General features: G+C 71.2%; 21 protein-coding genes. 9 read left to right on the top strand and 12 right to left on the bottom strand.

Annotation, left to right across the window (positions count from 1 at the left end):
- Positions 1-26 precede the first annotated feature (26 nt).
- Positions 27-3098, top strand: a complete 3072-nt coding sequence (locus tag OHB44_RS18685) for a S8 family serine peptidase (RefSeq protein WP_330437706.1) — start codon at positions 27-29, stop codon at positions 3096-3098.
- A 69-nt stretch (positions 3099-3167) separates the two neighbouring features.
- On the opposite strand, the gene OHB44_RS18680 is transcribed toward OHB44_RS18685, so the two are convergent.
- Positions 3168-3812 carry an alpha/beta fold hydrolase gene (locus OHB44_RS18680; RefSeq protein WP_330437705.1) on the bottom strand — a complete coding sequence of 215 codons (645 nt, stop codon included), beginning with the start codon at positions 3810-3812 and terminating at the stop codon, positions 3168-3170.
- Between the two features lie 196 nt (positions 3813-4008).
- Between OHB44_RS18680 and OHB44_RS18675 the strand changes: the two genes are divergently transcribed.
- On the top strand, positions 4009-4476 hold the full coding sequence (locus tag OHB44_RS18675) for a nuclear transport factor 2 family protein (protein WP_330437704.1): 468 nt from the start codon (positions 4009-4011) through the stop codon (positions 4474-4476).
- Between the two features lie 148 nt (positions 4477-4624).
- Here OHB44_RS18675 and OHB44_RS18670 read toward each other — a convergent pair whose 3' ends face one another.
- A complete protein-coding gene (locus OHB44_RS18670; RefSeq protein WP_330437703.1) occupies positions 4625-8089 on the bottom strand; it encodes a ThuA domain-containing protein in 3465 nt (1154 codons plus the stop codon).
- Positions 8090-8322: 233 nt separating this feature from the next.
- Between OHB44_RS18670 and OHB44_RS18665 the strand changes: the two genes are divergently transcribed.
- On the top strand, positions 8323-9168 hold the full coding sequence (locus OHB44_RS18665; RefSeq protein WP_330437702.1) for an SAM-dependent methyltransferase: 846 nt from the start codon (positions 8323-8325) through the stop codon (positions 9166-9168).
- A gap of 156 nt (positions 9169-9324) precedes the next feature.
- Here OHB44_RS18665 and OHB44_RS18660 read toward each other — a convergent pair whose 3' ends face one another.
- Both OHB44_RS18660 and OHB44_RS18655 read right to left on the bottom strand, forming a co-directional pair.
- Entirely contained in the window at positions 9325-9861 is a 537-nt protein-coding gene (locus tag OHB44_RS18660; RefSeq protein ID WP_330437701.1) for a hypothetical protein, read from the bottom strand.
- A gap of 38 nt (positions 9862-9899) precedes the next feature.
- Entirely contained in the window at positions 9900-11027 is a 1128-nt protein-coding gene (locus OHB44_RS18655; RefSeq protein WP_330437700.1) for an FAD-dependent oxidoreductase, read from the bottom strand.
- 88 nt (positions 11028-11115) lie between these two features.
- On the opposite strand from OHB44_RS18655, the gene OHB44_RS18650 reads away from it, so the two are divergent.
- Together OHB44_RS18650 and OHB44_RS18645 are read left to right on the top strand one after the other, a co-directional pair.
- On the top strand, positions 11116-11775 hold the full coding sequence (locus tag OHB44_RS18650) for a TetR/AcrR family transcriptional regulator (RefSeq protein ID WP_330437699.1): 660 nt from the start codon (positions 11116-11118) through the stop codon (positions 11773-11775).
- A gap of 48 nt (positions 11776-11823) precedes the next feature.
- Positions 11824-12642 carry a hypothetical protein gene (locus OHB44_RS18645; RefSeq protein ID WP_330437698.1) on the top strand — a complete coding sequence of 273 codons (819 nt, stop codon included), beginning with the start codon at positions 11824-11826 and terminating at the stop codon, positions 12640-12642.
- A gap of 33 nt (positions 12643-12675) precedes the next feature.
- Here OHB44_RS18645 and OHB44_RS18640 read toward each other — a convergent pair whose 3' ends face one another.
- Positions 12676-14229: an NAD(P)/FAD-dependent oxidoreductase gene (locus OHB44_RS18640; RefSeq protein ID WP_238685176.1), complete on the bottom strand. Its 1554-nt coding sequence runs from the start codon at positions 14227-14229 to the stop codon at positions 12676-12678.
- Positions 14230-14405: 176 nt separating this feature from the next.
- Between OHB44_RS18640 and OHB44_RS18635 the strand changes: the two genes are divergently transcribed.
- The 4 genes from OHB44_RS18635 to OHB44_RS18620 all read left to right on the top strand — a co-directional run bounded on the left by OHB44_RS18635 (position 14406) and on the right by OHB44_RS18620 (position 17204).
- Positions 14406-15632 carry a hypothetical protein gene (locus OHB44_RS18635; protein WP_330437697.1) on the top strand — a complete coding sequence of 409 codons (1227 nt, stop codon included), beginning with the start codon at positions 14406-14408 and terminating at the stop codon, positions 15630-15632.
- Between the two features lie 34 nt (positions 15633-15666).
- Positions 15667-16107 (top strand): hypothetical protein, encoded by a 441-nt coding sequence (locus OHB44_RS18630; RefSeq protein WP_330437696.1) that lies wholly within the window; start codon positions 15667-15669, stop codon positions 16105-16107.
- A gap of 81 nt (positions 16108-16188) precedes the next feature.
- Complete coding sequence (locus OHB44_RS18625) at positions 16189-16761, top strand: GNAT family N-acetyltransferase (protein ID WP_330441253.1); 573 nt, start codon at positions 16189-16191, stop codon at positions 16759-16761.
- Between the two features lie 29 nt (positions 16762-16790).
- The gene (locus OHB44_RS18620; RefSeq protein WP_330437695.1) at positions 16791-17204 is read left to right on the top strand and encodes a type II toxin-antitoxin system Phd/YefM family antitoxin; all 414 of its coding nucleotides are present in this window, start codon (positions 16791-16793) and stop codon (positions 17202-17204) included.
- Positions 17205-17485: 281 nt separating this feature from the next.
- Here the strand turns inward: OHB44_RS18620 and OHB44_RS18615 are convergent, their stop codons facing one another.
- From OHB44_RS18615 to OHB44_RS18585, 7 genes are all read right to left on the bottom strand, one after another.
- A complete protein-coding gene (locus OHB44_RS18615) occupies positions 17486-18553 on the bottom strand; it encodes an ABC transporter ATP-binding protein (protein ID WP_330437694.1) in 1068 nt (355 codons plus the stop codon).
- On the bottom strand, positions 18550-19386 hold the full coding sequence (modB, locus tag OHB44_RS18610; RefSeq protein ID WP_330437693.1) for a molybdate ABC transporter permease subunit: 837 nt from the start codon (positions 19384-19386) through the stop codon (positions 18550-18552). Before modB ends, OHB44_RS18615 begins: the two co-directional genes overlap by 4 nt.
- A complete protein-coding gene (modA, locus tag OHB44_RS18605) occupies positions 19383-20186 on the bottom strand; it encodes a molybdate ABC transporter substrate-binding protein (RefSeq protein WP_330441252.1) in 804 nt (267 codons plus the stop codon). The genes modB and modA overlap by 4 nt, the downstream gene beginning before the upstream one ends.
- Positions 20187-20254: 68 nt before the next feature.
- The gene (locus OHB44_RS18600) at positions 20255-20677 is read right to left on the bottom strand and encodes a TOBE domain-containing protein (protein WP_238685181.1); all 423 of its coding nucleotides are present in this window, start codon (positions 20675-20677) and stop codon (positions 20255-20257) included.
- A 576-nt stretch (positions 20678-21253) separates the two neighbouring features.
- On the bottom strand, positions 21254-21646 hold the full coding sequence (locus OHB44_RS18595) for an SCO5389 family protein (protein WP_238686092.1): 393 nt from the start codon (positions 21644-21646) through the stop codon (positions 21254-21256).
- A gap of 309 nt (positions 21647-21955) precedes the next feature.
- Complete coding sequence (smpB, locus tag OHB44_RS18590) at positions 21956-22447, bottom strand: SsrA-binding protein SmpB (protein ID WP_238686093.1); 492 nt, start codon at positions 22445-22447, stop codon at positions 21956-21958.
- A 43-nt stretch (positions 22448-22490) separates the two neighbouring features.
- Entirely contained in the window at positions 22491-24728 is a 2238-nt protein-coding gene (locus tag OHB44_RS18585) for a hypothetical protein (RefSeq protein ID WP_330437692.1), read from the bottom strand.
- Positions 24729-24875: the final 147 nt, after the last annotated feature.

Raw genomic sequence — 24875 nt, 5'->3', positions numbered from 1 at the left:
ACAAGGGAGCAATCGAAAGGAGCCTCGTGGCTACAGGCACGAGCGGAAACAGGCTGCGAAGACTGGCGATACCTACGCTGGTCGTCGCCCTGATCACCGGTACCACCGGTGTCGCGGGAACGGCGTCGGCGGCACCCGCTGGGTCGCCGGGCAACGGCAGTGGCGCCGGCTACTTCACCGCCGGGTCCGACCGGAAGGTCACCCTGACCGACGGGGCCGACCGTCGACCCGGCGGCAACCGTGCGGCAACACCGAAGGCAGCCGTCGACGAGACCGGCTCCGGCATGTACGTCGTCGAGTTGGCCGAGGACCCGTTGACCACGTACGCCGGTGGGGTGTCCGGTCTGGCGCGGACCCGCCCCGCGGCGGGTAACCGGCTGGACGTGACGTCGACGCCGTCGCAGGCGTACCGCCGGCACCTCGACACGCGGCGGGGCGCCGTCGCCGCCGCAGCCGGAGTCACTGTCAACGCCGTCTACACCAACGCCTTCAACGGGTTTTCGGCGAAGCTGACCGCCCAGCAGGTGAGCACGTTGCGCGCGGACAAGCGCGTCCGCGCCGTCACCGCCTCGCGGGCCCTCGGCACCCCCTCGGCGCCGCCCACCGCGCCCACCGCGACCGCCGCCAACCCGACGCCCGCCACCTCGAGTGACGCGGACCAGTCGGCGCCGACGGACCGCTCCGGCCGGCCGGCCAAGCCCGGCCCCGGCACGGGCGCGGGCATGGTGATCGGCGTCCTGGACACCGGCATCTGGCCGGAGAGCGCGTCGTTCGCCAAGACGATGCCCGCTCCCGCGAACTGGCACGGCACCTGCCAGACCGGTGTGGCCTTCGTGGCCGAGCACTGCAACGGCAAGATCGTCGGTGCCCGGTACTTCGCCGACTCGTGGCTCGCCGGCGGTGGTTCGGTGCCCGAGGGCGAGTTCCTGTCCCCCCGCGACGCGTCCGGGCACGGCACCCACACCGCCTCCACGGCGGCCGGCCTGCCGATCTCGAACGTCACGATCGACGGTCGCCGCTTCGGTCCCGTCTCCGGGGTGGCGCCGGATGCTCAGATCGCCGTCTACAAGGTGCTCTGGGGTGGCATGGGCTACGACGCCGACATCATCGCCGGCATCGACGCGGCCGTCGCCGACGGCGTGCAGGTGCTGAACTTCTCGATCGGGTCGCAGCTCGGCGACTGGGAGGCCAACACCCCCATCGGCATGGCGTTCCTCAACGCCTCGCTGGCCGGGGTCTTCGTCGCGGCGTCGGCCGGCAACACCGGCATCGTGAGTGGGGCCATCAGCAACGCGGCACCCTGGGTGACCACTGTCGGCGCGGCGGTGACCAAGCTCGACGAGGCCACCGCCAAGCTGGGCGACGGCACGAAGCTGGTCGGCGGTTCGCTGGACGCCCTGCCCGGCGGCGGCGCACTGCCGCTGGTCTTCGGCGATCAGGCCGGCTCGCCGGATCTGGGCGCGGTCTACTGCGAGCCCGGCAGCCTGGACCCCGCCAAGATCAAGGGCAAGGTGGTCGCCTGCGCGCTGTCCGACATGTTCGGCTCCGCCGCCGAGATCAAGGCCAAGGGCGGGGCGGCGATGATGGTATTCGACCCGGTCGGCAACTACCGGATCAACTCCATCTTCAACTTCCCGGTGGTCTACCTGCCGACCGAGAAGCAGGCCGGCACGCTGTTCAACTACCTGATGCGCCACCCCACCGACGCCACCGTGTCGTTGCGCACCGGCGGTGACGGCTCCAGCGTCCCGGGCATACCGAGCGTGGCCGACTTCTCCTCCACCGGCCCGGACAAGGTGACCCTCGGCGTCTTCAAGCCCGACCTGGTCGCCCCCGGGTCGAACATCATCGCCGCGGTCTCACCAGCGGGCAACTTCGGGCGACAGTACGACGCGTACTCCGGCACCTCGATGGCCTCGCCGTACGTGGCCGGGGCGGCGGCGATCCTGCGCGCCACGCACCCGGACTGGTCACCCGGCGCGGTCGCCTCCGCGCTGCGCACCACCGCCACCGACACCGTCGGCACCAGCAACCCCCTCGACCAGGGCAGCGGCTTCATCAACCTTCCCCGGGCCACCGACCCGGGACTGGTCATCGAGCCCACGGCGGCGGAGCTGATCGAGTTCAGCGAGACGACCGAACCCGACGGCAAGGCCCTCAACCTGCCGGCCATCTCGTTGCGCGAGTACGACGGGACCCGCCCGGTGACCCTCACCCGCACCCTCACCAACGTGGGTAAGGCGCGGGAGACCTACCGTTCGTCGGTGTCCGGTCTGCCCGGCATGAAGGTCACCGTGTCGCCGGCATCGGTGACCCTGGCGCCCGGCACGTCCGCGACGGTCACCATCACGCTGCGTCGGGGCAGCGCGCCCTGGGACCGGTACGTGACCGGGTCGATCACCTGGCAGGGTAAGGCGCACAGCGCCCGGATCCCGGTCGCCGCCCGTCCGTGGGGCATCTCGGCCCGGCCGTACGCGGACGACGGCGAGGAGTTCGCCCGGATGGCCAACGGCGCCTTCGGCATGGTCCAGCCGGGCTTCACCGGCCCGCTCGTCGGTCGCAGCACCGGTTACACCCCGATGCGGCGCACGTCGTACTCGATGCCGGCCGGCGTCTACGGGGGCGTGTTCGACCCGAGCGCCACCGGAGTGAAGACTGTCGACTTCACCGTGCCGGCGAACACCGCAGGCATTGTCGTCGAGGCCAACACCGCCGATCCGAACACGAACCTTGATCTCTACCTGTACAAGGGCGACACCCTCGTCTACAGCAGTGACAGGTTCTGGACCAGCGCCGAGCAGGCGTACAAGTTCCTGCCCGAGCCGGGGCGCTACACCGCGTACGTGTTCGCACAGTACCCCGGTGGTCCCGTCGTCGACTTCGAGCTGGGCCACGCCATCATCGGCCGAAACGCCACGTATTCGGGTGCCACCCTCACGCTGCCCTCCACCTCGGAGCGCGGTCAGGGCTTCAACTTCACGCTGAAGCCCAACAAGCCGCTGGCCGAGGGTGACTTCTGGGCGTACACCGAGTACCGCACCAACGGCACCGTGGTCCCCGGCAACCTCGTCTACACCCAGCAGAGTTCCTGGCAGTAACCGTTCAACCGAGCGTGGGGCGGTGCCGACGTGCACCGCCCCACCGACGGTGACGCCGTGGTCACGACCTCAGGGCAGCGGGTACGCGGTGAGACGGTCGGCGAGTTGCTTCGGGTGGCTGAGCGGCACGCAGTGCCCTCCGTCGATCTCGTCCGGGACGACGCCGAGCCGGTCGGCGGCAACCCGGCGCTGGAAGTCGGCCGGGAAGAACCGGTCCTCGCGGGCGAGGAGGACCGTCGTCGGCACGTCTGGCCAGGCGTCCAGGGGCCACGGCTCGTCGCCCTCGGCGCTGACCTGGTCCCGGCTGTGTGATGCTGCCTCGGCGATGACCTCGGCCGGGACACCGTTGTAGAACTGCTGCTCCTCACTGAGCCCCTCGGCGCTGCGGTAACCGGTGTTGGCCCACCAGTCACCGGGCCTCTCGCCGGGCTTGGGGACCATCGGTGTGAGAAGGACGAGCAGCCGCACCGGCAGCTTGTTGGCAATGAGCGGCGCGGTGAACGCACCGTACGAGTGCCCGACGACCACGAGATCGCTCCGGTCGCCGATCGCGTCGACGACCGTCTGGCAGAACTCGGTGAACCCCGCGGATCTGTCCTCGATCGGCAGCTCCGGTACGACCACGTCGTGGCCGCGGCTGGTCAGCTCGGGGACGAGGAGATGCCAGTCCCAGGCGCTGCCCCCGCCGCCGTGGATCAGAACGAATGTCGCCATGCCCCGCAGCCTCACACACGGGTACGACACGCGCCTCTGTCGATGACGATGCACTGGATACGGACGACGAATGCGCTTCGGGACAGTCACATCGAGGTTCAGGTCAGTAGGGTGCCGTCGATGGGGCACCGGCCACCCCGGAGGTAGTCCTCGGCGTGGCCCAGGTGACGTCTACCGATTTCGAAGGAAGCCCGCCATGAGCAGCCCACGCGAGACGTTCCTCCGACTGGTGAACGGAGTCTGCGACGGTCCGTACGAGGACTTGGCCGACCTGTACGCCGAACAAACCCACGTCACGCATCCGTTCCACCCGCTCAACCCGCCGTCGCTGCGTAGCCGCAACGAACTGCACGAGCATTTCACCGCGCCGCCTCCCGTCACCCGGACGCTGGTCCGTAAGCCAGTCGACGTGACGATTCATGAGACTGCGGACCCGGAGGTGATCGTCGCCGAATTCGCCTATCAGGGGCGGGTAGCCGAGACAGGTGAGGCGTTCACGGTGCCCTGCGTCTTCGTGATGCGTATCCGCAATGGGCTCATCATCGAGTCCAGAGATTACATCGACCCCATCGCGAGCGCGCGGGCCTGGGGTCAACTCGACAGCCTCCTGACCGCACTCCGTCCCCAAACAAGCGCCTCCATCGAGGGCGCAGCCCGACCCTGATTCGCGCCCGACGCCCTGCGCACGCATCTGCCGCGGCGAGGTGACGCGCTCCTCGGCGGCTGATGACGGCGCCGAGGAACTCCGGGGCCTGGGCGATCGGCGTGGTAGCGCCGGCGGGCGGGACGCTCCCGCCCGCCGGCGACCTGGGTCAGGTGACCGTGATGGTCAGGTTGAGTGAGCGGGTCTCCCCACTGGTGTAGGTGACCGTCACCCGGGCGGTGAAGGTGCCCTTGCGGGGGTAGCTGTGCGACGTCGACCGTAGTGTCGCCCCGTGTGTGATGGCGCTGTTGTCGCCGAAGTCCCACGCGTAGTCGGTGATGCTCTGCCCGGACGGCGCCGTCGCCGTGGCGGTGAGCGTGGTGGTCAGCGGTGCGACGCCGCCGGTCGGGTTGGCGGCCAGGGCCAACGTCCCGCCCGGCTCCTGTTTGACCCCGGCGCCGTTGAACCGCAGCCAGTCCAGGGCGAGCAGGTCCGGGGTCCCATTGACCTGGGCGGCGTTGACGAACTTCGCGTACAGCGTGGTCGTGCCGGTGGGCTTGTTGGTCAGCGTGACGGTGGGGGAGACCAGGTTGTCCCACCCGCCGGTGGAGCCGATGGTGGCCGTGCCGATCAGCGTGCCGGTGGGCGAGCCGGTGCGCAGTTCGATGGCGCCGCCGAGCCCGCCATTGGTCACCCCGAGCGTCACCGAGCCGACGTTGCGCAGGTCCGCCGGCCCGAACGCCACCCAGTCGTTGTGGTCGACCTCGCCGAGCCGCTTGCCGGCGCGGGCAGTGGCCCGGTCGTTGACAGTGACGCCGGACTGGGCGCTGAAGTGCTCGGCCTCCTTGCTCTTGGGCTGCAACTGCACGCGGGTCGAGCCGGTCAGCGCCGGTACGCCGCCGGTCGCGCCACCGTCGGTGTACTGCGCGGTGATCAGGGTGTAGAGGTTCTGCCCCGGTCCGTGGCCGTCACCGGCGTCGGCCTCGGTGGCGAGTAGGCCCGAGCAACCGGTGTAGACGTCCAGCGGGTGGGCGTGCGAGTCGTGGCCGAGCTGCGTCTGCACCGTCACCTTGGCGCAGTCGATGGTCGTCTCCTCCGGGTCGGTGACCGTCACCGTGTACGGGATCTTGTCGCCGAAGTCGAAGAACCCGCCGTCGGGCACTGTGATGGTCACCGTCGGTCGGGTGTTGCCGACCACCACGTCGGTGACCGCTGTGGCGGTCAACCCGTTGCCGCTGTTGCGCACTGTCAGCCGGGCGGTGTGCTTCCCGGCCGTCGAGTAGGTGTGGCTCGGGTTGGCGGCGGTGGAGTCGGTGCTGCCGTCGTTTGTGAAGTCCCAGGCGTAGCTGAGCGCCGACCCGTCACCGGCGGACGACCCGGCCGAGGAGAACGTCACAGCGAGCGGCGTACGTCCGGTGTCCGGGGTGGCGGCGATCTTCGCGGTCGGTGGCCGCCCGTTGGCGACGTAGTCGATCCGGTAGATGCCCGCGCCGGCGTTGCTGCCGCCGCGACCACTGCCGGTGCCCTCGCCGAAGTCGATGACGTAGAGCGAACCGTCCGGGCCGAACTCCGCCTCGAAGGGCTGGATCCAGCTCATGTTGCCGAAGATCCCGTTGATCGACTGGAGGTCACCCACGGCGGTCGGGCCGAAGCGCGCGTTGCTGAAGCTCTGCGCCGTCTTGTGGATCGACAGCGTCTTGAACCATCTGCGGGTCAGCTCATAGGTGATCCACTTGCCCTCGAAGTACTCGGGGAACTTTGTGGTGCGGGTGTTGGCCGGGTCGTAGTCGTAGACCGGGCCGCTCATCGGCCCGCCACCGCCGGTGCCCAGCTCGGGGAACTGGGTGGAGGCGGAGTACGCGTACCAGACCAGCGCGGACTTCGCCGCCGGCAGGGTGGTCAGGCCGGTGTTGTTGGGTGAGTTGTTCACCGGCGCGGCGCAGGTGAACTTCGCCCCCGAGGTGTTGGTGGCGAAGTTGTAGTCGTTGAAGGGAATGTTGTTGCCCACGCAGTAGGGCCATCCGAAGTTGCCGGCGCTGGTGATCCGGTTGAACTCGACGGTCCCCTCCGGACCACGGTTGGGGTCGGCGGCGCGGGCGTCGGGACCGTAGTCGGCCACCAGCACCGCGTTGGTCTGCGGTTCGATGGTGATCCGGAACGGGTTGCGCATGCCCATCGCGTAGATCTCCGGCCGGGTCCTCGCGGTGCCGGCGGGAAAGAGGTTGCCGCTCGGCACCGTGTACGTACCGTCGGATTGTGGGGTGATCCGCAGGATCTTGCCGCGTAGGTCGTTGGTGTTGCCGGCGGTGCCCTGGGCGTCCCAGGCGGCGCGGCCGGCGCGTTCGTCGACGGGGGTGTAGCCGCTGGAGGCGAACGGGTCGGTGTTGTCGCCGATCGCCGCGTAGAGCCGTCCGGCCGCGTCCATGGCCAACGACCCGCCCATGTGCGAGTTGGCCCGGCCCTCGCCCCGATAGGTGGGGATGGTCAGCAGGCGTTTCTCCGAGGAGAGCGCGACGCTGTTGTTGGCGACGGTGAACCGGGACAGGTTGAGCTGTTTGAGGGTCTTGTCCGACCAGAGCAGGTAGATCCAGCCGTTGCTGGCGAAGTTGCGGTCCAGGGTCATCCCGAGTAGCCCGTCGGACTGGTCGGTCATCGCCGAGGTGTAGGCGAAGTCCAGCAGCGTGGTGACCTGGAGGGTGTCGGAGTTGACCACCTTCAGCGCGCCGGTGCGCTGGATGTAGTAGACCTTCCGGTCCGGGCCGACGGCCAACTCGAAGGGGTCGGCCAGGTTCTCGGTGACCAGCCCCACCCGTTCGAAGTTGCTGGTCTTGGTGGCCGAGCAGTCACCGGCGACCGCGCCGGCCGCCCACTCGATGCCGTAGCGCAGGTGTTCCAGGAAGGTCGGGGTGCTGAACTGGGAGCTGGCGTGCCCTCCGGCGGTGAACCAGGACCGGCCGCCGTCGTAGCGCTGACACCAGGAGTACGCGTGGTCGACGCCCTCGTCCAGGCCGTTGATCCCGTCGCGCACCTTGATCTGGGCGAGGGTGTGCACGTTGCCGGTCGGGTTGGTCCGCCAGTTGTACCACTCCTCGCTCTGCTCCCAGAGTTCCGGCAGGTTGCGCGTCGAGGGGTGCGCCCGGTCGAGCACCTTGACCCGGCCGGGGAAGGTGCCGCCGGTGGACGAGAAGTCGGGGTGGTAGTCGAAGATCGTGCCGACCAGCCCCTCGTACCACTGCCAGTCGCGTTCGCTGGCCGAGGCAGCGTGCAGGCCGGCCCAACCACCGCCGTTGCGGATGAACGTCTGCAACGCGGCCCGCTGGCTGGCGTTGAGCAGGTCACCCGAGGTCGGAAGGCTGTTGGTGTTGTTGAAGACGAGAGCGTCGAAGGTGGCGAGGTTGGCGTCGGTGAAGGCAGCCGCGTCGGTGGTGGCGACGACCTCGAAATTGTGGGCGGCGCCGAGCTGCTGGATCGCGGCGATGCCGGCCGGGATCGAGTCGTGGTAGAAGTTGGTGATCTTGGAGAAGACCAGCACCCGGAAGCGCGGGGCGGCCTCGGCGGGCAGGGCGGTGGTGGTGCTCACCACTGTGGCGATGGCGAGCAGGATCAGGCAGAACGCACGGAGGTGTCGGGGCATGGGGGCGCTCCCTGTCGGACGGTGAGGGGTCGGAAAGCGCTTTCTCGCTGCCCGCATCACGGTACTGACAGCCAGTGATGACCGTCAATAGCCTCCTGGTAAGCGGTTTCCCGCTCCGGCGGCGTCCGCGCGTCGGCGGGCCCCGCAGGCCCATGGGTACGGCTTAAGATGTCCTCTGGATGCGCCCGGTGACTGTGTGGATGCGGCGTGTCCCGTCGACCTGGGGAGGTCTCGTGACGGTGCCGTCCACGTCGGAATTGCCCGAGGGCCGTGGTGCCGACCGGATCGACACCACGACTGTGCATCCGGCTCGCCGCTACAACTACTGGCTCGGCGGCAAGGACAACTTCGCCGTCGACCGGGAGTCCGGCGACCAGATCGCGGCCGTCTATCCAGGGGTACGCACGCTCGCCCGGGAGAACCGGGCCTTCCTCGGCCGGGCGGTCCGCTTCCTCGCCGAGGAGGTCGGCGTTCGGCAGTTCCTCGACATCGGCACCGGCATCCCGAGCGCCGACAACACGCACGAGGTGGCCCAGTCGGTGGCCCCCGACTCCCGGGTGGTCTACGTCGACAACGACCCGATGGTGCTGGTCCACGCCCGGGCGCTGCTGACCAGCGACCCGGCCGGCGCCACCGCCTACCTGGACGCCGACCTCCGCGATCCGGACAAGATCCTCGCCGACCCGCAACTGCACGCCACCCTTGACCTGTCCCAACCGGTGGCGCTGGTGCTGATCGCCGTGACGCACTTCCTCACCGACGACGACCGCCCACACGAGCAGGTCGCCCGCCTGCTCGACGCGCTGCCGTCGGGGAGCTGGCTGGCGCTGACCCACTTCACCACCGACCACCTCCCCGCCGAGATCGTCAGGCGGATGGAGGCCGAGTTCGCCGCGGGCCGGATGAAGCAGGACGCCGTCTCCCGCGACCGCGCCGAGTTCGCCCGCTTCTTCACCGGGCTGGAGCTGGCCGAACCGGGCATCGCCCCGGTCACCGAGTGGCGGCCGCAGGTGCCACCGGAGCAGCGTCCGCCCCTGGCCGACGCCTCCATCTATGGCGCGGTGGCCCGCAAGCCCTGACCGGTCGTGCCGAGATGCCCGAGCCGCACTGGGCGCACGGTCACGTCTTACGCGTCAGGATCTGAGGCCAGGAGCCGGTCGAAGACACGTCGGTCGCCGTCGGGGTGTCGCCGCCAGGGCGTCGGGCGTTGAGCCACAGGCCGGGCCGTTCCTGGGTCAGGCAAACGGCTTCGGGTCGAAGCTGATGCCGCCCCGTTCGGCCATCCGGAGCACTCGATTGCCGTAACGCGGGGGTTGGCGCAGGTAGAGGGTGTAGCCCGACGCCTGGAACCTCAGGTCCAGGTCGCGCCCCTCCAGGTGCCAGCAGGGCTCCCCTGACTGTGCGGGGGCCTCCTGGCGCAGGTTCTTCAACTCGAACGGCAGACAGATGGAGTGCAAGCCGCCGACGATGTCCCAAACATTGTGGAAGATCAGCGTGGCCGGTGCTACCCAGAAGTGGACTTGCCGCATCGGGCCCGGATCGACCCGGCGCACGATGTAGTCGAGGTCGAGATGCAACGTCAAGGCCGACGGTGCGGTGGGATCGAGGTCGTCGTCCTCGCGATAGTCCCCTGTCGGATCTTCGAGCGGACCCTCGTCGTGGGTGACGGCGAGCGCGTGAATTCGGCAGTAATCCCACGAGGTTTCCACCAGGTCCTGATCTGTCAGGGTGGCCTTCCGGAGACCGGACTCACTGTGCGCATCCGTCGTCATGAAACGATTATCACCAGCCGCGTCGACGGCGCCAGATGTCATTCTGTGCGCGCGGGCTCCGACGGCCGGGTGAAGAAGCGGACGATGTCTTCCGCCGCGGTAGGGGACAGCATCATCGCCTGGACTCGTGCGGACATCTCGGCGATCGGCTGAATCCTGCTGAACATCGACTCCTCGTACGTCCGAATCGCCGAATTCGGGTCGGCGGGGTGGGCGGCGAGCCGGCTGGCGAGTTCTGCGGCGTCGAGCATCGCCTGGTTCGCTCCCTCGCCGACCGGTGGCATGAGGTGCGCGGCGTCGCCGATGAGGGTGACGTCCGGCCGGCTGGTCCAGCGCGTACCGATGGGCATCGCCTCGATCACGCGTGGCGTCGGCGCGCTCTCGGCGGCCTTGACGAGTGCGGTGAGTCGGGGGTTCCAGCCAGCGAACAGGTCCAGCAGTGCCTCCTTGGTGCGATACGTATCCAGGGGCCGGTCCTTTTCGCGCAGCGAGATCCCGACCCGGAGGTTGCCGTCGCCGAGACGTTGCGCTGCCAGAATCTGGTTCACCCCGACGCACCACAGGTTCCCGGGGCCGACCAGTTCGGCGAGATCGGGGTGACGTCTGTCGACGTCGGCGACGTTCAGCTCCACGAGCGTTGCCACGTAGGACAGTTCGACGTCGGTCAGCAGTGGCCGGACGACCGATCGCGCGCCGTCCGCGCCGATGAGGATGTCGCAGCTGGCTCGGTGGCCGTCGTGGAATGTCAGTTCCCAGCCCTCGTCGGGTCGGGGGGTCGCCGCGACGAGCCGGTGGCGCCAGGCGACCGTGTCGCCGGGAAGGGAGTCGAGGAGGAGGTCACGCAGTGCGCTCCGGTCGATCTCGGGACGTCCGGAGAACGAGCCGGGTTGCGGTTCGTGGTGCACCAGGGTGCGTCCGGTCGGGTCGAGGATGCGGTGTTCCTCGCCGTCGGGCCGCGCCTCCGACCGGAACCGGCCGGCGAGACCCGCCTCGGCCAGGGCCAGTTGTCCGGACTCCGGGTGCAGATCGAGGGCGCCGCCCTGGGGCCGGGCGGATCGGCTTGCTTCCCGGTCGTACACCACGGCGTCGATGCCGTGTCGGTGCAGGATCCGAGCCAGCGTCAACCCGCCGAGTCCGCCACCGGCGATCGCAATTCGCGTTCTCACGGCGCTACCGTACACTGTATTGGTGAATACACCGTACGGTAACGAGCCGCTGCCCGTTTGGGAGCGGCCCGAACCTCAGCCTCGGGCGGTGCCGGTGCCGTTGAGCCGCGAGAAGATCGCCGCTACGGCGATCCGGCTTGCCGACACGCACGGCCTCGACGGGCTGTCACTGCGCAAGATCGCCAAAGAGCTCGGTGTCGGTCCGATGCGGCTCTACGACTACGTGATCAACAAGTCGGAACTGCTCGATCTCATGGTCGACGTCGTCTATTCCCGGATCGCCGAGGTGGGCGAGCGCTCCGGGTGGCGCGACACGGTTCTGGCGATCGCCCACGCGACCCGCGCTGCCGCCCTTGAGCATGAGTGGTTCTCCGACGTGCTCGGCGGACGGCCACACCTGGGGCCGCACGCGCTCGCCGTGGGCGAAGCCACCGCCGCGGCGCTCAATGCGGCCCCCGGCGTGGTTGACATCGACGATCTCCAGCGGGCCGTGGGCACCCTCAACGCCGTCATCATCGGATCGGTCCGCAGAGAGGTCACCGAACGACGCACCGCACGCTCCACCGGCACCGACGAAGCCGCCTTCCAGGCCAGCCTCGGCCCCTACCTGACGCGCATGTTGACAACCGGCAGGTACCCCACAGTGGCCCGGCTCGTCATCGACGGCGCCCACCTCGAGGCCGAGGAGACCTTTCACCACAACCTGACCACCATCCTGGACGGCATCACCCGCCGACGCTCGACGTGATCCGTGCGCTGCGGCCAGCGGCTCACCAGTCCAGACAGGAGCCCACGAGTGGACGTCAGCCTGGCGACGAGCGCCGGCAGGGCCGATCGGCCGAACGAGGACTTCGTCGGTGCTGTTCCCGACGCTGTCGTTCTGCTCGACGGCGCCGGCATTCCGGGCGCCGAATCGCTCTGCTCCCACGGCGTCGCCTGGTACACGCACCGCCTCGGCGGCGCGCTGCTCGGCCACCTGTCGCGCGGCGACCGGCCAGATCTCGCCGCGATCCTCGGCACCGCGATCGGCGAGATCGCCGCCGAGCACGGCGACACCTGCGACATCACAGACCCCGGCAGCCCGCAGGCCACCGTCGCGATGGTCCGCGCGCACCAGGACCGCTTGGACTGGCTCCTGCTCGCGGACTCCTTCCTCGTCATCGACCAGGCCGACGACGGCCCGCTTGTGATCACCGATGAGCGCGAGATGACCGCCCGGCGGGAATGCGCGGCGCCGCTGGCCGGCATTGCCCAGGAAACGCCGGAGTACGACCGGGTGCGAGCCTCCTGCGTCACCGCGCTGCGTGCCCGCCGAAACCAGCCGGGCGGCTACTGGATAGCCAAGGATGACCCGCGCGCGGCGCGGGAGGCGGTGACCGGCAGCCGGTCCCTCGCTGACCTGAACGGTGTCGCGTTGCTCAGCAACGGTGCCAGCCGCATCGTCAGCCCGTACGGTCGGACCGACTGGCCGGGCATGCTGGACCTGCTTCGGGCCAGCGGGCCGACCGGCGTCATCGCCCGCGTCCGGCAGGCCGAGGCGCAGACCACCGGTGGCGCGGAGGCGCACAGCCCGGACGACGCCACGGTGGCCCACTGCACGCACCTGCCGCGGTGAGCACCCGCCCGTGCCGCCAGAGCGTGCTCAGCTTCAGGCGTGAGACGGGGGAGCTGCGACAGGGGCTCGGTCGTCCGACCCCTCCGGCAGGGTGATCGGCGCCGCGATGATTCGGCTGGGCACCACCGGCGCGTCCCGGCCGGTGCCCCGCCGGCTGTCGCCGCCAGAGGATTCCTCGTGGTAATCCTGCTCCACGTTGACCGACCAGACGTCGTGCGTACTCCCGGTGGCGATGTTCTCGGCGGTGAGCATCGCGGTCAGCATCGAGTGGTCCTGGTTGTTGTAGCGGTGCATGCCGTTGCGACCCACCGGGTGCACGTTCGGCACCGCCTCGGTCAGCCAGGCCCGGATCACGTCCACGTTGTGCTGGTAGCGCTCGTCGTACACCGGGTAGGCCTTGGGCATGCGCACGACGTAGCCGGCCTCCACCACGCCCTGTCGAACCAACCCCAACCGCTCCAGCTCCGCGGTGGCGAGGGCCACCAGGTCGGCATCCGGGGTACGCCACATCTCGTCGTCCTCGAACACGAAGTACTCCAGGCCCAGGCAGGTGCGGCCGTCCTTGACGAGGTACGGCGACCAGGAGCCGAAGTTCTGGATCCGGCCCACCCGTACCCCCGGGTCGTGCACGTAGATCCAGTTGTCAGGGAACGAGAACTCCGCCGGCACGACCAGGGCGACCGTCAGGAAGTCGCGGTAGCGCAGGTCGGCCGCGCAGGCCAGCACCTCCGGCGGCGCGGGCGGGTGCAGCGCGGTCACCAGCTCCGAGATCGGCATGGAGGAGATCACGTGGTCGGCTGCTTCGGTACGCTGCCCGCCCGCGCCGTTGACCGTCACGCTGATCGCCCGCCGGCGGGCCGGGTCGCGGTGCACGGCGGTGACCCAACTGCCGGTGGACACCTGCCCGCCCCGCTCGCGGACCTGCTCGGCGCAGCGCTCCCACATCATCCCGGGCCCGTACTTCGGGTACTGGAACTCCTCGATCAGGCTGGTCACATCGGTGCGCCGACGCCGGGGCAACAGCGCGTTGCGGATCGCCGTGGCCAGCGACAGGTTCTTGATCCGCTGCGCCGCCCAGTCGGCCTGCAACCGGTCCGCCGGCATGCCCCAGACCTTCTCGGTGTACGTCTTGAAGAAGATCGAGTACAGCCGCCAGCCGAACCGGGCCGACACCCAGCCCTCGAAGTGTGACTGGTCCCGTGGCGGCCGCAGTCGCGCGCGGGCGTACGAGCCAAGGCAGCGGACGGCCTCCGGCAGACCCAGGTTGCGCAGCGCGTTGACGGCGCTGAGCGGGTAGTTGAACAGGGCGCCCCGGTAGAAGATGCGGCTCATCCGGGGCCGGGTCAGGAAGTCCTCGTCCGGCAGGATCTCGTGCCAGAACGCCTCCACCCGGGGCACCTTGGTGAAGAACCGGTGCCCGCCGATGTCGAACCGCCACCCGTCGCGCTCCACCGTCCGACTGATCCCGCCGACCACCTCGTCGGCCTCGAACACCTGCACCGACCGGCCGTGCCGGAGCAACTCGTACGCCGCGGTGAGCCCGGCCGGCCCCGCACCGATGACCACAGTGCCGTTCTGCTCGCTCATGCTGACGCGCTCCCTGCTCACCGCCATGGTTGAGGCGCGGCGTCCACCCGCTCTGGGCAGAATGTCACACTTGGTGGTAGTTGGTCCTCGCTTCGGCGGGGAGCGCTGCGGCGTACCACGAGAAGAGCGACTTCCCCGCGCGGCCGGCGGACCGGGGGAGCAGGGAAGTGGGGCGGATGGACCGGTGGCGCAGCGGCGCGGCGACGCTTGCCGCGCGGGCGGTCGCGGCCGGTCGCGGTGGAGCACGCCTGGCCCGCCGGGTGCCGGCGCCCTGGCCGTACGTCATCGGCCTGTTCCTCGGCGCGAAGCTGCTGCTCACCCTGGTCGGCCTCCTGGTCCTTCACGCCTGGGACGGCGTCCCCGGGGCCCCACCGCCGGACGAGGCGTTGATGTGGGCGCAGCAGCGGGAGATCTCCGGGCACCGGTGGATCTCCTTCTGGTTCGCCTGGGACTCGCTGCTCTACCTGCGGCTGAGCGAGCTGCCCCTGAGCGGGCCGTGGCGAGACTTCGGATTCCCGCTGCTGTACCCGTTCCTGGCCCGGCCCCTCGGGACGGTCCTCGGCGGCGACAACGCACTGGCCCTGTTGGTGATCAGCAACGTGGCGTTCCTGCTGGCGCTCTGGTACGGCTACCGGCTGGCGGAGCTGCTCCTCGGCGACGCGTACGCCGCCCGCCGGTTCACCCGGTACCTGCTGCTGCTGCCGACCGCGTTCCTGTTCCAGGCCGCGCTGACCGAGTCGCTCTTCGTCTGCCTCGCGCTGGCCACCTTCTACTACGCCGAGCGACACCGGTGGCTGCTGGTCGGCGTGATCGGCTACTTCCTGGCGATGAGTCGCTCCGTCGGCCTGCTCGTGGCGCTGCCGCTGGCCCTGGTGCTGCTGCGGCAGCACGACTGGCGGCTCCGGCCGCGCGCCCTGCTCGGCTACGTCCGGATCGGCTGGCCGTTGCTGCTGCTCCCCGCCGGGTGGTTCACCTTCATGGCGTACTGCCGGTGGCGGGGCGGGGACTGGTTCGCCTACCAGCACGCCCAGGAGACCGGTTGGGGCATCGAGGTGCAGAACCCCGTTCCGGTGCTGCTCGACGGGTTGACCGGGGAGCCGCGCGACGCCGCGCGGGCGTGGTTCGCGGTGGCTGTCCTCGCCGTGCTGGTCGCCGGTTTCCGCCGCCGGGAGCTGGCCTACCTGGTGTACGGCGCCCTCATGGTGCTGGTGCCGCTGTCGATGGGCCCACCGGTGTACAAGAGCCTCCTGCGCTATCTGCTAGCCGCCTTTCCGGTGGCGCTGGTGCTGGCCCGCTGGGCCCGCCACACCAGCGTCGACGTGTGGCTGACCGCAGCGCTCGCAGTGGTGCAGGGCGTGCTGTTCGTGCTCTGGCTCAGCTACTGGACCCACATGATCATCTGATTGACGCTGCCGTCAGCCGGGCAAGAGGTACACGATGACCGAGCCACGGGTGCGCCTCGACGACCTGGGCGCCTGGTTGATCAAGGGCAACGCGGACCTGGTCGACCTCAGCGCCCGGTTCGCCAGTGAGCCACTGGTGACGAGCTGGTGCGTACGTCCCGGCTACCGGGCGCGGTTGATGTGCGCCGGGCAGCCGGTGGTGTTCTGGGCCAGCGGCAGCCGGGGCCGACTGCCGTACGGGGTGTGGGGCGTCGGGCGGGTCACCGGGGCGGCCGAGCCAGGCGCACCGGGGCAACCGTGGTCGGTGCCGCTGGATCTGCCCATCCTCGCCGAACGGGACCGGGTGTCCCGGCTGCTGTTGCGCGCCGATGACCGGCTCGTCGCCCTGGAGGTGTTCCGTCAGCCGCAGGCCGCCAACCCCTCCTACCTGACCGTGGCCCAGTTCGCCGCGCTGCGGACCCACCTGCCGCAGTGAGCGCGGAGGGCGGCCGTGCCTCGACCGAGGGGCCTGTGCGAGCCTCCTACGGACGTGAGAAGCACATTGAGTGGAGGCCCGGTGTTCGCCCTGCCGTTGACCGAGGACGTCGAGCTGCGCCCGTTGAACCCGTGGCGGGCCGAGGAGTTCCTCGCCCACCTCGACCGGGCCCGCGAGCACATCCAGCCCTGGGTGTCGCCGTCCTTCGTCGCCACCGACCTGCCGTCGGCCCGTGCGGTGTTGCAGCGGTACGCCGACCTCTGGGCCGGCGACAGCGGTGGCATCTGGGGGCTGTGGTGGCGGGGCACGCTCGTCGGCGGGGTCATGTTCGTGTCGTTCGACGTGACCCGGGGCGTGTGCGAGGTCGGTTGCTGGGTGGAGCCGGCGGCGCAGGGCAGGGGCCTGGTCGCCCCGGCGGTGCGCCGGATCGTCGACTGGGCGGTGCGCGAGCGCGGCATCCAGCGGGTGGAGTGGCGTACCACCGCCGACAACACCCGCAGCAAGGCCCTCGCCGACCGGCTCGGCCTGCGCCTCGACGGCACGCTGCGCCAGGTCAGCCCGGGTCCGCACGGTCGGATCGACATCGAGGTCTGGTCGGTGCTGGCCGACGAGTGGTCCGCCCGCCACGCACCGTCCACTGACGACAGCGAATAGTTGTCATACCCGCGCGGCACCATGCATCCATGGCCGTCCCCGCGCTCACCCCTCATTCCGACCCGCCGCGTTCCGTGCCGCTGCGTGAGGCGCGCACCCGGTTCAGCCAGCTCGTCGCGCTGGCCGAGCTGACCGACGCGGTCACCGTCGTCACCCGCGACGGCGATCCCCGCCCGGTCGCCGCGATCGTCCCCGCCGCAGCCGCCCGCAGCGGCGCCCAGGCCCGCGCCGACGCCGACCGGCTCGCGACGGTCACCGCCGGCTGGGCCCGCCGCCTCGAGGAGCAGCACCGACGCAGCACGCAGCGGCACGCCGCCGAGCTTGGCGCGGTCCGTGCGGCGCTGGCCGAGGTGTGGGCCGAGCTGGACAACCGGGTCGTCCCGGGCAGCGACCCGACGCTGGCCCGGCTGCGCGCGGCACACGCCGACCTGCTCGCCGGCTGACTCGCGTCCGCACCGGCGCGGCGGCGTTGGCTGCGCCCGCGTGGCGTTGGCGGTGCCCGCGTGGCGTTGGCTGCACCAGCTGAGGCGGGTGCCGCGCCGGGTGTGCGGCCGTATCCTGCCGGCTGACGGGTCCGCGCTGGCGGGCAAGCCGGTCGGCGTCCGTGCGGGTCGGCGTCCGCCTGGGTCGGTGTTCGCGTGGGTCTGCGCTCCGCTGCGGGCCGGCGTTCGCGCGGGCCGGCGTTCGCGCGGGCCGGCGTCCGCGCGGGCCGTCGGTCGTCGGGTCAGCCGGTGGCCGGGTACGCGTGGGTCTCGGTCGCCTTGACCGCCACCCAGACCCGCTGGCCGGGGATCAGCCGCAACTGGGCGGCGGCGGCCGGCGTGACGTCGGCGGCCACCCCGATCGGGCCGTCCAGTTGCACCCGCACGTTGTCACCGTGACGCTGGACGCCGGCCACTGTGCCCGCCCAGGTGTTCCGTGGGCTGCCCGCCGGTTGGGCCGGGTGCAGAGCCACCGCGGCCGGGCGGAACGCCACGAACGCCTCACCGTCCAACCGGTCGGCGACAGTGAGGGTCAGCTCCGGCGACACCCGCACCCCGTGCCCGTCGGCGCGACCCCGGTACAGGTTCAGCCCGACCAGCCGGGCGACGTAGTCAGTGCGCGGGCGGGCGGTGACGCTCGGCCCGTCGCCCTCCTGCACCACCCGGCCACCCTCGACGATGACCAGTCGGTCGGCCAACGCCAGCGCGTCCAGCGGGTCGTGGGTGACCAGCACCGTCGCGCCCGCGTGCGCGGACAGGTGCCGGTGCAGCTCCGCGCGGGTGTCCAGCCGGGTGCGGGCGTCCAGCGCGGCGAGCGGCTCGTCCAACAGCAGCAGCGACGGTGCCACGGCGAGCGCGCGCGCCAGCGCCACCCGTTGCGCCTGACCGCCGGAGAGCTGCCGCGGCTTGCGCTGCGCCTGCGCGTCAAGCCCCACCCGGCCCAGCCACTCCTGGGCCGTGGCGCGGGCGGCCCGCCGCTGGACGCCGTGCCGGCGCGGCCCGAAGGCCACGTTGTCCACCGCGGTGAGGTGCGGGAAGAGCAGGTAGTCCTGGAAGACCACGCCGATCGACCGGCGTTCGGTGGGCACCCAGCCACCGGTCGCCGGGCGGTCCAGGTCGACGTCGTCGAGGGTGACGTGCCCATCGGTGAGGGGATGCAGCCCGGCCAGCGCCCGCAGTGCTGTGGTCTTGCCGGCGCCGTTCGGGCCGAGCAGCGCCACCACCTCGCCCGGCGCGACCCGCAGCGGCACGTCGAGCCGGAAGACGCCCCGGTCGACGACGAGGCGCGCGTCGAGAAGTCGGTCGCTCACGCGCTGGTCATCCAGCGGTCTCGCAGCGCCACCAGGATGCCCACCGACACGACGAGCAGCACCAGGCTGAGCACGATCGCGGACTCCAGATCCGTCTCCAACGCCAGGTAGGCGGCGAGCGGCATGGTCTGCGTCCGACCGGGGAAGTTGCCGGCGAAGGTGATGGTGGCACCGAACTCGCCGAGCGCCCGCGCCCAGCAGAGCACCGCCCCGGCGGCCAGACCGGGCGCCACCAGCGGCAGCGTGACGTGGGTGAAGGTGGTCCACCGGCTGGCGCCCAACGTCGCCGCGGCCTCCTCGAAGCGGTGGTCGGCGGCGCGTAGCGCACCCTCCACGGCGATCACCAGGAACGGCATGGCGACGAACGCCTCAGCCAGCACGACACCCGTGGTGGTGAAGGGCAGGGTGATGCCGAACGTGCTGTCGAGCCAGCCGCCGACCAGGCCACGCCGGCCGAAGACCAGCAACAGCGCCACCCCACCGACCACCGGCGGCAGCACCAGCGGCACGGTGACCAGCGCGCGTACCAGCCGACGGCCGGGAAACTCGACCCGGGCCAGCACCCAGGCGAGCGGCACCCCGAGCAGCAGACAGAACGCGGTGGCCAGGGTGGCGGTCTGCACCGACAGCCGCAGGGCGGTCAACGCGCCCGGCTCGGTGAGCCGCTCCGGCAGGGTCGTCCACGGTGCCCGGATCAGCAGCCCCGCCAACGGCAGGACAAGGAACACCAACCCCAGCCCGGCGGGGATCAGCAGCGCCGCCGGCACGCGACCCCGCCGTCGAGGCGTGGCCGGGCGATCGCGGGGTGCGTTGTGGTCGTGGACCTGCCTCACGGCGCCTGGAACCCCGCCTCGGCGAGGACAGCCTGCGCCGGCGCCGAGCGGACGTACGCGACGAAGGCCCGTGCCCCGTTGGGATTCGGTGCGTCCTTCAACGCGACGATCGGGTAGTCGTTGACCGCCCGCGCCGACTCGGGAAACTCCACACCCGTCACGTCGGCGCTCGCCGCCCGCGTGTCCGTGCGGTAGACCAGCGCCGCGTCGACCTCGCCGAGCTTCACCTTGGCGAGCGCACCCTTGACGTCTCGTTCCAGGGTGACCGGCGTCAGCGCGACGCCGGCCGCGTCCACTGCGGTGCGGGCCGCAGCGCCGCAGGGCACCTGACTGGCGCAGAGCGCCACCTTCACACCCGGGCTGGTCAGATCGGCCAGGCCGGCCACTGCCTTCGGGTTACCCAGGGGCACCGCGATCACCAGCTGGTTGCGGGCGAAGACGCTCGGCGTGCCGTCGGCGTCGCCGGCCTCGATGACAGGGGCCATGTTCGCCGGGGCGGCCGAGGCGAACACGTCCGCCGGCGCGCCCTGGGTGATCTGGTTGGCCAGGGCGGAACTGCCGGCGACGTTGAGGGTCACCCGGCTGCCCGGGTTGGCAGCCTCGAAGTCCTTCCCGATGCGGGTAAACGACTCGGTCAGCGAGGCGGCCGCGAACACGGTCACCGGGCCGGTCACCCGGCCGTCCCCACCGCTGCCGGTTGCCCGGCCGTCGCCCGAGCCGCAGCCGGTCACCGCCAGGCCGGTCGCCACCAGGACAGCCACCGCCGTACGCCTGCTCCGCGCGACCGTCCGCGCGTTCATTCGCGCAACCGCCTCCGCGTTCACCCGCGCGACCGTCTCCGCCTTCATCTGGCCGATCGTCTCCGCCTTCATCTGGCCGACCGTCCGCGCGCCGGGGCGGGCGCGGCCCGCTCCACCACGACCGTTGTCGACTTGATCACCGCAACGGCCACCGACCCGACCCGCAGGTCGAGTTCGTCGACGGCCTCCCGGCTCATCAGCGACACGACCCGGAACGGGCCCGCCTGGATGTCGACCTGAGCCATCACCGTGTCTTTACGGACGTCGACGACGATGCCGCGCAACCGGTTGCGGGCCGAGGAGAACTCGGCGCCCGCATCCGGGTCGGTGGCCTGAGCGCGAGCGAACGCCGCCAGGTCGACGCCGTCGACGACCCGGTGGCCGTGCTCGTCGCGCGCGGCCGTCAGGCGCCCGGCGTCCACCCAGCGGCGAATGGTGTCGGCGCTGACGCCGAGCAGGTCGGCCGCCTCCCCGATCCGGTAGGTCGTCACCCGCTCACCCTAATGCCCGCATCTGCTAGGGCAGAAGCCCGGAACAGGCAGCAATCGCGTGGATCAGGCGTGCCAAGGCACGCAGTTGCGTCCTCCTGAGCGCCTAAGGACGCCACGGGCTCCCCTCGGGCGAGCCCGCAAGATCGCGCTCGAACCACGAAGTAGTGGTGTCGGCGGTCGATGAGGCCACTACATCCTGGTTCGAGCACGATCTTGGCGCGGGGCGCGGGGCGCGGGGCGCGGGGCGCGGGGCGCGGGGCGCGGGGCGCGGGGCGCGGGGCGCGGGGCGCGGGGCGCGGGGCGCGGGGCGCGGGGCGCGGGGCGCGGGGCGCGGGGCGCGGGGCGCGGGGCGCGGGGCGCGGGGCGCGGGGCGCGAGGCGCGAGACGCGAGACGCGAGACGCAGGGTGGCCCAAACCTCGCTCCCGGGCGGTCGGGACCGGTGTCCGTCGTCAAGATCCGCGCAACATCAGGGATGTTGCTGCCTCTCCCGCATCGAAGGCAGCACCATCCGGGAAGTTGCTCAGATCTGGGGGTGTGTGGCGGGCGGGCTCGCGTGAGCCCGCCCGCCTCTACGGTCAGCAGTTGCGGAGTTCGGGGGACTGGTTGAGCAGTTGGCCACGGGTCGACACGAAGCGGCGGTAGCGCTCGCTGTCGACGGCCGACGGGCGGAACGCGGCGACGCGGTGGCAGTTCTGGAAGGCCAGGCGTACGCCGAAGTGCCGCTCCAGGCCACCGCGGATCGCGTCGCTCGCCAGCGCGCGGAGCAGTTGACCCCGGTCGGCGTCGGTGGGCGGCGGGACGACGTTGTCGGCCAGGTCGGCGTCGCCGGCCTGCAGTTCGGCGACCACCCGGCTGACGGTGGCCCAGGCGTACGGCAGCGAGTCGCGGACGCAGGCGATGAACGCCTCGTCGTCGATGGGGCCGCGTTCGGCGGCGTCGAGCAGGGCGGGCGGGACGGTGAGTGACATGGTTCTCCTCCGCTTCAGCTAATGATTACCGTTTTCAACAACGGCGTCGACTGAGCAGACCACGTCTCTCGGACGACGTCAACGATGTCCCGGCGCGCCACGCCGCGACCGCACGCAGGCACATGCGAACGCGCCTGCGAAGCGCCTGCGCGAAGGCGCCCGCGGGAGCGCGCACGCGAAGGCGCCCGCGAGAGCATGCGTGCGGAGGCGACCGCTCGCAGCGCGTGCGACGGCGCTCGCGACGAGAGCCCGCGAAGGGCCTTGCGAACGCGCCCCACGCTGAGAGCGCGCGGAGGACCCGTTGCGGCGTCAGGGCCGGCGGGGGTGGCCCTTGAGGTGCCGGCCCAGCTCGCGGGCGATCTCCCGGTTGGCGTCGCGCTCGGCCAGTGTCTGCCGCTTGTCGTAGGAGCGCTTGCCCTTGGCGAGGGCCAATTCGACCTTGGCGTAGCCGTTCTCGAAGTACATCGACAGAGGAACGAGGGTCACCCCGCCCTCGCGGACCTTGTCCAGGATCCGGTCGATCTCGGCGCGGTGCAGCAGCAGCTTGCGGTTGCGGCGCGGGGCGTGGTTGGTCCACGTGCCGTAGGTGTACTCGGCGATGTGCAGGCCGTACAACACGATCTCGCCGTCGCGCTCGTGCGCGAACGCGTCGACCAGCGAGGCCCGCCCCTCGCGCAGCGACTTCACCTCGGTGCCGACCAGCACGATGCCCGCCTCGTACGTGCGCAGCACTGTGTACTCGTGCCGGGCCTTCTTGTTCGAGGCGATCAACCGGCGGGCGGGTGGCGTGGACGGGGTCACCAGGCGACGATATCCGGCCGCCGGAGCAGTCGTGCCGGCCGGCTCAGTCGCGTGCCGGGCGTGCGGGGAGCAGTCGTGCGCTGAGGTCGCGTACCGCCTCCCCGAACGCATCCTGCGACTCGCACGGCCAGTGCCCGAGGATCGGTGGTGGAACGCTGTCGCTGGGCGCCGGCACCACGTCCTGCGGGTCGGTCAACCTCCGGTCCACGGTCGCCGGCGGACCGGTCAGCGTCTCGGCCTCCCCCGGGCGGTGGGACGCGAAGATCCAGCCGCCGATCGGGTCGGTGTCGCGCCACAGGTTGATCCAGCGCCAGCCGATCCGTTCGCCGATCTCCCGCAGCGCCGGCTCGTCGGCGTAGGCGGGGAACAGCCGGGAGTACAGCCGGCCCAGCGGTGACCCATACGTCAGCAGGGCCACCCGCTCGGTGATCCGGGTGGGCAGTTGCAGGACCGTGGCGGCGAGCAGCACCGAGCCGTGGCTGTGCCCGGCCAGCAGCACACCCTGCCCCTGTTCCACCAGGTAGGTGATCCGCTTGGCCAGCTCCGGCACGGCCCGCTCGGCGTAGCAGGGCGGCGCGAACGGGTGCGCCGCCCGGGGCCAGAAGGTGCCCAGATCCCAGAGCACACCCACGTACCGGCGGAACTGCGCCGTCCGGTACGCGAAGATGCCGCCCACCACCAGGCCGAGCAGGATCGCGGCGATCACGTAGCTACCCGAACCGATCAGGAAGTTGACCATCCCTTCCGGCACGCCGATGTAGCGCTGCGCCACGTCGCCGGGTGGGAGCTGGAGCAGGCCGAGCACGCTGGTGGCCAGGCCGAGCGCCGCCAGGCCGGCGTACACCACGGAGAGCGGTTCCAACCGTTCGGTGAAGCGGGCCCGGGCCACGGCCTGCTCGACCCGCCGCAGCCGGGCCGCCGCGCGTGGCGGCGCCTCCGGGAAGTCGGCGGCCACGATCGCCCGCGCGGCCCGTCGCCGCCCGCGCCGGGTCAGCCTGGTGACCAGGCCGGCCACCAGCAGTGCGGTCACCACGGCCAGGAAAAACCCGAAGATCGCCCATTTGTACGCCAGGGGAGGGCTCGTCTCCAGGCCGTCCGCTGTCGTCCCCTCGCGATCGAGCAGGTCCGCCACCCGGTAGACCAGCTCGGCCGAGAACGCCACGGCGAGCCCGGCCGAGATCGTCATGAAGACCGGTGCTCCCAAGGCGCGGATGGGTGACCGGCTCTGCCCGCCGCCCCGCCGCCAGATCACCAGCGCGGCGAGCGCTACCACCAGCACCGTCTGGCTGACGAACAGCCAGGCCACGATCGCGCCGTAACCGGGTAGCGCACCACCTTGTGGCCAGGGTGCCGGGCTGATGACGACGTGCACGATCACCAGCATCGTCAGGCCGCAGGCGATGGTGCGTAGCCCGCGGAAGGCCCCGTCCACCCGGGGCGACGGGTCGGTGCGGTCGATGCTCGGCACCACGGTGACCAGGACCAGGCAGGCCAGCAGCACCGCCGCGGTGGCCGTCAGCAGGGTCACCATCACCCACGAGCGGTGCTGGCTGGCTCGCGCGGCCAGCAGGCTGGCGCTCAGCGTGGCGAACGCCACCGCGACGTGGACCGAGCGCAGTCGACCCACCAGCGGCTCGCCGTCCCACTGGCCGACGGCGCTCAACTGGTGTTTCGACGTCGGGGTCGACGGCGTCCGGAACGCGTCGAACGAATGGCCCGGGCGAGCGCCCAGCCACCAGACGAGCCCGATGGCGGCGACCGGCACGAGCGCCAGCACACCCAGGCGCAGCCCGGCCGGGCGCCCGCCGAGCCAGGACAGCCAGTTCCGGCCGGCCAGGCACGATGGGGTGTCCATGCAGCGCCAGGCGATCAGGTCCAGCGCCACCCCGACGATGGAGAGCACGTAGAGCATGGTGAGGGTCAGGGCGAGCACCCGGCACAGCGCCATGAAGCCACGCTGCGAGACGGTGTTCGCCGGGCGCATCCAGAGCGCCACGTTGCAGAGCATGAACGGCAGCAGGAAGACCAGCGACAGCGTCCGCACGGCCGTGCCGGACGGCAGGTCACTCCAGCGGTACGCCTCCAGCGTCACCCCGTCCGTCCCGGTGGAGTCCGGATAGCCGGGGCGCGGTCGGTAGAAACCTCCGCTGCGGTCCCCGGCTACCTGGTGCACGTACGGCCGGTCCAACACCTGGTCCGCTCCCGCGCCGGAGACACCGTGCACGCGCAGCTCCACGATCCCGCGTGACGTCGTCGGTCCGGTCGGTGTCGCGTCCGCCATGGGCCCCCCGAGGTGTGCGCGGCAGCCGGGCGGGCGTCGATGGCCGGCCACCCACACGGCTCCCCGGCTTACCCGCCTGCGGGGCGGTCAACCGTGCGCTGGGCCTCGGCGATGGTGCGGTCGACCCTCGGCAGGTGATTTCATGGC

The sequence above is a fragment of the Micromonospora sp. NBC_00821 genome (assembly GCF_036347035.1).
In the GTDB taxonomy this organism is placed as follows: domain Bacteria; phylum Actinomycetota; class Actinomycetes; order Mycobacteriales; family Micromonosporaceae; genus Micromonospora; species Micromonospora hortensis.
Note: the sequence above shows the minus strand (reverse complement) of the source record. Positions and strands in the feature narration are given on the sequence as shown.

Excerpts from the sequence above, each read along its gene's own strand:
- OHB44_RS18675 (WP_330437704.1), top strand. The coding sequence starts at position 4,009 with ATGAGCAGCCCACGCGAGACGTTCCTCCGACTGGTGAACGGAGTCTGC.
- OHB44_RS18585 (WP_330437692.1), bottom strand. The coding sequence starts at position 24,728 with ATGGCGGACGCGACACCGACCGGACCGACGACGTCACGCGGGATCGTG.
- OHB44_RS18640 (WP_238685176.1), bottom strand. The coding sequence starts at position 14,229 with ATGAGCGAGCAGAACGGCACTGTGGTCATCGGTGCGGGGCCGGCCGGG.
- modA (WP_330441252.1), bottom strand. The coding sequence starts at position 20,186 with ATGAACGCGCGGACGGTCGCGCGGAGCAGGCGTACGGCGGTGGCTGTC.
- OHB44_RS18680 (WP_330437705.1), bottom strand. The coding sequence starts at position 3,812 with ATGGCGACATTCGTTCTGATCCACGGCGGCGGGGGCAGCGCCTGGGAC.
- OHB44_RS18670 (WP_330437703.1), bottom strand. The coding sequence starts at position 8,089 with ATGCCCCGACACCTCCGTGCGTTCTGCCTGATCCTGCTCGCCATCGCC.
- OHB44_RS18635 (WP_330437697.1), top strand. The coding sequence starts at position 14,406 with ATGGACCGGTGGCGCAGCGGCGCGGCGACGCTTGCCGCGCGGGCGGTC.
- OHB44_RS18595 (WP_238686092.1), bottom strand. The coding sequence starts at position 21,646 with ATGTCACTCACCGTCCCGCCCGCCCTGCTCGACGCCGCCGAACGCGGC.
- OHB44_RS18620 (WP_330437695.1), top strand. The coding sequence starts at position 16,791 with ATGGCCGTCCCCGCGCTCACCCCTCATTCCGACCCGCCGCGTTCCGTG.
- OHB44_RS18660 (WP_330437701.1), bottom strand. The coding sequence starts at position 9,861 with ATGACGACGGATGCGCACAGTGAGTCCGGTCTCCGGAAGGCCACCCTG.
- OHB44_RS18630 (WP_330437696.1), top strand. The coding sequence starts at position 15,667 with ATGACCGAGCCACGGGTGCGCCTCGACGACCTGGGCGCCTGGTTGATC.